Consider the following 6,899-nt stretch of genomic DNA (forward strand, 5'->3'; position numbering starts at 1 on the left):
GCTGGGGCTCGAACCCAGGACCCTCTCCTTAAAAGGGAGATGCTCTACCAACTGAGCTACCCGGTCTTGATTACTTTTCTAAAAGCGAGTGCAAATATACAACTACAATTTAAATCTCAAAACTTTTTTCTCATTTTTTTTCTAGATATTTGTTTTTATTTTGAAGTATGAAGATAATTTTATTGGGATATATGGCTAGTGGGAAGTCCACTATCGGTAAGGAATTGGCATCTAAATTAAACTTAAAGTTCATAGACTTAGATGATTATATAGAAACGCAATTAGGGAAAACGGTTCCTGTTATTTTTGAAACTGAAGGAGAGATTTTTTTTAGGTTAAAAGAGCATGAATATTTAAAAAAACTACTAGAAAGTGATGAAAGTTTCATTTTATCTCTTGGTGGAGGCACGCCTTGCTATGCAAATAATATGAATTTGATTAATAGTTTTACAAATAATGTAAGTTCTTTTTATATTAAAGTCTCTATTACTACAATTTGTGAAAGGTTATATAAAGAGAAAGAGCAAAGACCCTTAGTTGCTAAAATTTCAAATGAAGAGTTACCTGAATTTATAGCCAAGCATTTATTTGAGCGTAGTTATTTTTACGAACAAGCAAGTATCAAAATAAAAGCAGATGATAAATCTAGTGAGGAAATAGTAAATGAAATAAAAAGCTTACTTTAAGTAAGCTATAATTTCATTATTTGAAAATTCTACAACTACATGTTCTTTTATAGAAGTTGATAGAGAAATTCCTTTAAAATCGGCTTTTACAGGATACTTTTTATGATTTCTATTCACTAATACTGCTGTCTTAAACTTTTTAAGAGGAACGTCTAAAAAATGCTTAATAGCATATATTAAAGTAGTACCAGAATGTAATACATCATCTACTAAAACAACAGATTTTTCTGTATAATCAGCAGGAGGGAGGTCTGTTGTAATAGCTTCTAAAGGTTGTTTCTTATTTATAGAGACTTTACAAAGTGTAATAGTAATATCTGATATTTCTTGTAGTATGGCTACAATTTTTTCAGCTAGGAAAAATCCATTATCAGCAATACCAGCTATAATAATTTCATTTTCCTTATAATTTACTTCGTATATCTGATAGGCAATTCGTCTAATTTTTTGCGCTATTTCTGTGTTATTTAAGATTATATTGGTAGCTTCAATCATACAGCAAATTTAAACATCTTCTTCGTTAGTATCATAATAATCTTCGATATCTCTTCTATCTTTTTTAGTAGGTCTACCTGTACCTTTCTTTCTATAATAATCTTTAGCAAATTTTAATAATTCGGTTTTTTCAAATTCTTCTTTTGGAGTTATATCTTTTCTATATAGATCTACCAATTTTGCACCTACCCGATTTTCAGGGATATCTAATACTTGTATTTTATAATTAATTTGGTTTTTTCTTACTATAATAGTTTCTCCTCCAAAAACCTCTCTAGATGGCTTTACATTAATGTCTTCGATTTTAACTTGCCCTTTTTTACAAGCATTTGTAGCAATAGTTCTTGTTTTAAAAAGTCGAATGCACCATAAATATTTGTCAATTCTCATATAAAAAGTTAATTTTTTATCGTTTACTTTTTACAAAGGTATAAAAATGGTAAATTGCGCGTTAAAATTTAAGTTAATGATAAAATTTAAACACATTTTTCTATTAGGAATTGTATCTCTACTAGTATATGCTTGTGGTAGTCAAGGAGGTATTCCTGTAGATAATTTCGATCATGCAGCTCAGGCGGTAAGAGATAACGATACGATCGTTAAATTTTTGCAAAATCATTATTATGATGCAACAGAAGATATAGTAAAAAGAATAGACGCTGGTCAAACTTCACTTTTTAACGATACGAAGTTAAGGACACAAGATGTAGTTGAAACGATAAATGATGTTGCTATTGATTATAAGCTGTATACATATGTCATTGACGAAGGTACATCTCCTAAAGGAAATCCAACAGTGGTAGACTCAGTGTTGGTTAGTTATCATGGACAAAGAATTTTAAATACAGAGGACTTAAGTGCTGAATTTGATAGAAATACCAATCTATGGTTTGTCTTAGGTGCTGGAGTAATTAGAGGATGGTCTTATGGATTTACAAACTTTAAAGGAGGTACTAACATCACTACTCCAGGTAATCCATTAACTTTTGAAAATACAGGAAAAGGAATTATTTTCATTCCTTCTGGACTTGCTTATAGAAATCAAGGAAATAATGCAATACAAGCTAATGAAAGCTTAATGTTTTATGTAGAATTAAATGATATTGTAGAAGATACAGATTCTGATAGAGATGGTGTTCCTTCAATTCTAGAAGACCTTAATGGAGATGGAATTCCTTGGAATGACGATACAGATGAAGATAATGCTTTTAATTTTGTAGATAATGATGATGATGGTGATGGTATATTAACAATATTTGAGGATGCGAATAAAGATGGAGATCCTACAAATGATTTTAGTGACCCAGATAATCCAACTTTACCAGATTATTTGAATCCTAATATTCGAGTTTCAAATCGATAGATAGTAAAAAGTAGTTTATATATATTAAAAACTCTGTACTTAAATGTACAGAGTTTTTTTATGTAATTAATTATTATATAATATGATAGACTTAGAGGTATTTATTTCTTCTAAGTTAGATTATTTAATAAAGTGATGTAAAAACCTTAATTATGTATTTGTTCATACTATTTTCAATAATATATTAGAAAACCAATACATGTAGTTTTAGAAGAGACTTATTAGATAGGTTAGAAGATTATTATAATTTGTTTGTATTTAATAAAAAATATCTGTGAACACAATTTATAACAGGTGTTTCTTAGGATTTAGAGAAATATAAAGGAAATAAAAAAGCAACACTTTTTTAGTGTTGCTTTTCATTATATATAGAAAAATGTTATTCTTAGAACCTGTAAGATAAACCAATAATTATTTGGTTGATGCGTGTATCAAATCTCTGAGCTGTAGCACCTACTGCAGATGATATTAAATCAGATTCAATATCAGAAAAAGCTCTTTCCCAACGTACATCAAGTCCAAGTTTTCCTAATTCAATTCCACCTCCAAGTTGCATTCCAACAGTAAAACCATCAGCATTAATATTAGAGATCGTATCAATGTCTAAATTTCCATCAAGTACATATTGAAAAGAAGGCCCGATATTTAAATACGCTATTTTTAAGAATTTTTTACCTAATAATACAGGAATGTCTAACTTCTTAAAGTTGTAAGAAGCAGCAACATCTGTAGTAGGAGTATTTCTAAATTGAACTTCACTTTTTAATTGTGTGTATACTAATTCAGGTCTAATATACCAACCAGTCATTGGAAGTTTAAAACGCAACCAAATACCTGCATGAAATCCAGTTCTACTTTCAGCATTTCCATTGATAAGATCATCAGAAACTTCTCTAAAAGAATCTGAGTTGTAGTTAACACCACCTTTAATACCGAAATGAATTTGTGCTTCAGCAAATTGTGATGCTGCAAAAAATAAGCACAATGCAAAAATTAGTTTTTTCATCTTTTTATGATTTATAAGATTGTTTGTAGTAAAACGTTTGATTCGTTTGTTTATTTTCTATTTTCTTTTTAACACACGCTTAACTGCTGCAACAACAGCCTCGTCGTTAATCTTATATTTTTTCATTAATTCATCTGGAGTAGCAGATTCTCCAAAGCTATCGTTTACAGCTACGAATTCCTGTGGGGTAGGAGTGTTTTGTACTAAACAACGAGCTACACTTTCTCCTAATCCTCCATATTTATTATGTTCTTCAGCTGTAACAATACATTTAGTTTTTGCTACAGAAGCCAAAATAGCTTCTTCGTCTAATGGTTTTATCGTATGAATATTTATTACTTCAGCAGAAATACCTTCAGCTTCTAATTGCTCTGCAGCTTGTAAAGATTCCCAAACTAAATGTCCAGTAGCAACAATAGTAACATCAGTTCCTTCTGTTAATATAACGGCTTTCCCTATTTCAAACTCATTTTCTGGCATGAATACAGGTACTTTAGGTCTTCCAAAACGTAAATATACAGGACCATCATGATCAGCAATGGCTTTAGTAGCAGCTTTAGTTTGGTTATAATCACATGTATTGATAACCGTCATACCAGGTAACATTTTCATTAACCCAATATCTTCTAAAATTTGGTGTGTTGCCCCATCTTCACCTAAAGTTAATCCAGCATGAGAAGCACAGATTTTTACATTTTTATCTGAATATGCAATAGATTGGCGAATTTGATCGTATACACGACCTGTTGAAAAGTTTGCAAATGTACCAGTAAAAGGAATTTTTCCTCCAATGGTTAATCCAGCAGCAATTCCCATCATGTTTGCTTCTGCAATTCCTACTTGAAAAAATCTCTCTGGATGATTTTTTGCAAACTCATTCATTTTTAAAGAACCAGTTAAATCTGCACATAAAGCAACTACATTAGGATTTTCTTTTCCTAATTCAGTTAATCCATCTCCAAAACCTGAGCGAGTGTCTTTTTTTTCTGTGTACGTATATTTTTTCATTGTTGCGTTGTAAATTCGGGTCAAAAATAAACTTTTAAAGAACAAGAGAATTATAAATTCATCAATTCTTTATATAATTTATGAACAGGTAAGCCCATTACTGTAAAGTAGCTACCTTCTATTTTATCTATTCCTATTTTTCCAATCCATTCCTGAATTCCATAAGAACCAGCTTTATCGTAAGGTTTATAGGTATTTATATAATAATCAATTTCTTCATTGGATAACTCTTTAAAATAAACAAGTGTGCTATCGCTAATAATTTTTTGAAACGTTAAAGATTTAATACTTATAGAGGTAATTACTTCATGAGTAGTATTTGATAAGCTTTTAAGCATTGTAAAAGCTTCATCATAATTTTTAGGTTTTCCTAAAGCTGTATTATTTAACCAGACAATAGTATCCGACGTAATTAACAAGTCTTTTTCAGTCAATTCGCTATCAAAAGGTTTAGACTTTAAATCTGCTAAAAACTCAGTTATTTCTGCACTTTTTAAGTGTTCTGGATATATTTCTTCAACTTCTTTTAAACGAATTTCAAAATCTAAATCTAAGTCTTTAAAAAATTGTTGTCTTCTTGGAGATCCTGAAGCTAATATTATATTGTAAGGAGCTAGTTTTTCTTTTAGCATTGTCTAAAAGCTTTTTTTAAGTCGAGCTAAGTCTCTTTTATTGTCTCTATCCTTAATAGTTTGACGTTTATCGTGCGTCTTTTTACCTTTAGCTAAAGCAATTTCTAACTTAGCCCATCCATTTTCATTTATGAATAAGCGTAAAGGAACAATTGTATTTCCTTTTGCTTCGACTTCACGAGCTAACTTTTTTAATTCTTGCTTATTTAATAACAGTCGTCTTTCACTCTTAGGATTATGGTTGTAATGATTTCCAAATGCATATTCTTCTATATACATGTTTATAACAAACAATTCTCCTCGTTCATTAAATTCACAAAAGCTTTCGGTAATTCTAGCTTTACTTTGTCTTATCGATTTTATTTCTGTACCTGTAAGCTGAATACCAGCGGTATATTTATCTAAAATCTCGTATTCAAAGCGAGCTTTTTTATTTTGTATGTTGATGTTTTTCTGCATAAATCTCCAGCAATTAGCGACAAAGATACATTAATAATTGAAAAGTTTATTTTGCACTTAGAAAAGAGAAATCATAAGTTAAACCAAAATTAGCAAAAACGCTACTTAATTCGCCTCCTCTTGCTTTTACATATCCAAATCCACCTCTAAGGTTAAGATTATTAGTCAGTTTTACATTTGTTCCTAAACTTGGTTTTACAATTAATCCTTCACCAGTACTTATTCCACCACCGCCAGCAGCACCAGCCAGTACTTGTGCAAATACACTTACTTTACGATCTAAAAATAGAGGTGACTGCACACCTAACCCTACAATACCTTCTGCATAAGCTCCCGCATCTCCAAAGTTAGCAAAAGAAGTTTGACCTGCTCCGTAAATATATTTATTAAGGAAAACATTGATTTGTAATGAAATTTGATGCATATCTTGAGAGAACCCACCATTTCTATTGGCATCAATGTACCAGTCTTGCTTAATAATAGTTTCAATTCCCTTGAATTTAGACTCCTTAGCAGTAGCATCATCAATTTGAATTCCGTCTTTCTCTATATAATACTTTAAACCAACTCCTAAAGTAGAAGATAGGAAGTGAGCATTTGGACTCATAAGAAATCCTTTATTTACAGATACATATAAATTGTCGTATATCTTTTGTTCAATAGAAAGGTCAGGATAAATTAAAAAACCACCTTTGGTATCTACACCACCGCCACCTCCGGCACCAATACCGAATTTAGCTTGGATATTCGTTCGGTTTTTATTCATAGATAAATGATAACCACCACCTATAAAAATATCCATATAACCTGCAGGAATACCACTGTAAGCTCCATCAGCTTTTACAAAGTAAAACCAATTATCATTTAAAAAAGAATTAAACTCAAACCCAGCTAATCGAATTGTTCTTCCTTTTATTGGAGTACCATCTGAAAATTGAGAATCGCCTTCTACAGATAAATTATTCAAATGTACCATTGCCGAAATTCTATGTGATTTTGTATCCCAAGAAGTGTCTTTTAAATCTTCAATAGGAATAGTAGTCTCTCGGTTTTCAAAATTTGAATAGCTATATGATAAAGGCACTTGTACAGAAGCATATAATTGATGATTATTAATAGTTCCTCCATCAAAGAAGTTAACATAACTCCAACCTGCAGAAAGAGAAAAATACTTAAAATCATATCCTAAATTAACATGTGGTAAAATAAAAGCACCACCACCATCCGGCGCACTAGCACCGCCACCGCCA

The 6,899-nt window shown here is 30.9% G+C and carries 9 protein-coding genes and 1 tRNA gene; 2 read left to right on the top strand and 8 right to left on the bottom strand.

Annotation, left to right across the window (positions count from 1 at the left end; all coding sequences use genetic code 11):
- Positions 1-58 (bottom strand) — tRNA-Lys (locus ACKTTC_RS11980).
- Between the two features lie 109 nt (positions 59-167).
- On the opposite strand from ACKTTC_RS11980, the gene ACKTTC_RS11985 reads away from it, so the two are divergent.
- On the top strand, positions 168-686 hold the full coding sequence (locus ACKTTC_RS11985) for a shikimate kinase (protein WP_408040073.1): 519 nt from the start codon (positions 168-170) through the stop codon (positions 684-686).
- Here the strand turns inward: ACKTTC_RS11985 and ACKTTC_RS11990 are convergent.
- Together ACKTTC_RS11990 and ACKTTC_RS11995 are read right to left on the bottom strand one after the other, a co-directional pair.
- Positions 678-1,181: a phosphoribosyltransferase family protein gene (locus ACKTTC_RS11990; RefSeq protein ID WP_408040074.1), complete on the bottom strand. Its 504-nt coding sequence runs from the start codon at positions 1,179-1,181 to the stop codon at positions 678-680. The two genes, ACKTTC_RS11985 and ACKTTC_RS11990, sit on opposite strands and share 9 nt — an antisense overlap.
- A 9-nt stretch (positions 1,182-1,190) precedes the next feature.
- A complete protein-coding gene (locus ACKTTC_RS11995; protein WP_408040075.1) occupies positions 1,191-1,571 on the bottom strand; it encodes an RNA-binding S4 domain-containing protein in 381 nt (126 codons plus the stop codon).
- Between the two features lie 76 nt (positions 1,572-1,647).
- Between ACKTTC_RS11995 and ACKTTC_RS12000 the strand changes: the two genes are divergently transcribed.
- Complete coding sequence (locus tag ACKTTC_RS12000; RefSeq protein WP_408040076.1) at positions 1,648-2,544, top strand: FKBP-type peptidyl-prolyl cis-trans isomerase; 897 nt, start codon at positions 1,648-1,650, stop codon at positions 2,542-2,544.
- Between the two features lie 385 nt (positions 2,545-2,929).
- Here ACKTTC_RS12000 and ACKTTC_RS12005 read toward each other — a convergent pair whose 3' ends face one another.
- The 5 genes from ACKTTC_RS12005 to ACKTTC_RS12025 form a co-directional block, all read right to left on the bottom strand.
- Positions 2,930-3,550, bottom strand: coding sequence for a porin family protein (locus ACKTTC_RS12005; protein WP_408040077.1), 621 nt, complete (start codon positions 3,548-3,550; stop codon positions 2,930-2,932).
- Between the two features lie 57 nt (positions 3,551-3,607).
- Positions 3,608-4,558: a transketolase family protein gene (locus tag ACKTTC_RS12010; protein ID WP_408040078.1), complete on the bottom strand. Its 951-nt coding sequence runs from the start codon at positions 4,556-4,558 to the stop codon at positions 3,608-3,610.
- Positions 4,559-4,608: 50 nt separating this feature from the next.
- On the bottom strand, positions 4,609-5,190 hold the full coding sequence (locus ACKTTC_RS12015; RefSeq protein ID WP_408040079.1) for a Maf family nucleotide pyrophosphatase: 582 nt from the start codon (positions 5,188-5,190) through the stop codon (positions 4,609-4,611).
- Between the two features lie 3 nt (positions 5,191-5,193).
- Positions 5,194-5,649, bottom strand: coding sequence for an SsrA-binding protein SmpB (smpB, locus tag ACKTTC_RS12020; RefSeq protein WP_408040080.1), 456 nt, complete (start codon positions 5,647-5,649; stop codon positions 5,194-5,196).
- A 46-nt stretch (positions 5,650-5,695) separates the two neighbouring features.
- Positions 5,696-6,899, bottom strand: a 1,204-nt coding sequence (locus ACKTTC_RS12025) for a hypothetical protein (RefSeq protein WP_408040081.1), incomplete at its 5' end; no start/stop codon positions are given.

It is taken from the genome of Tenacibaculum amylolyticum (genome assembly GCF_964511145.1).
GTDB classification, from domain to species: domain Bacteria; phylum Bacteroidota; class Bacteroidia; order Flavobacteriales; family Flavobacteriaceae; genus Polaribacter; species Polaribacter amylolyticum.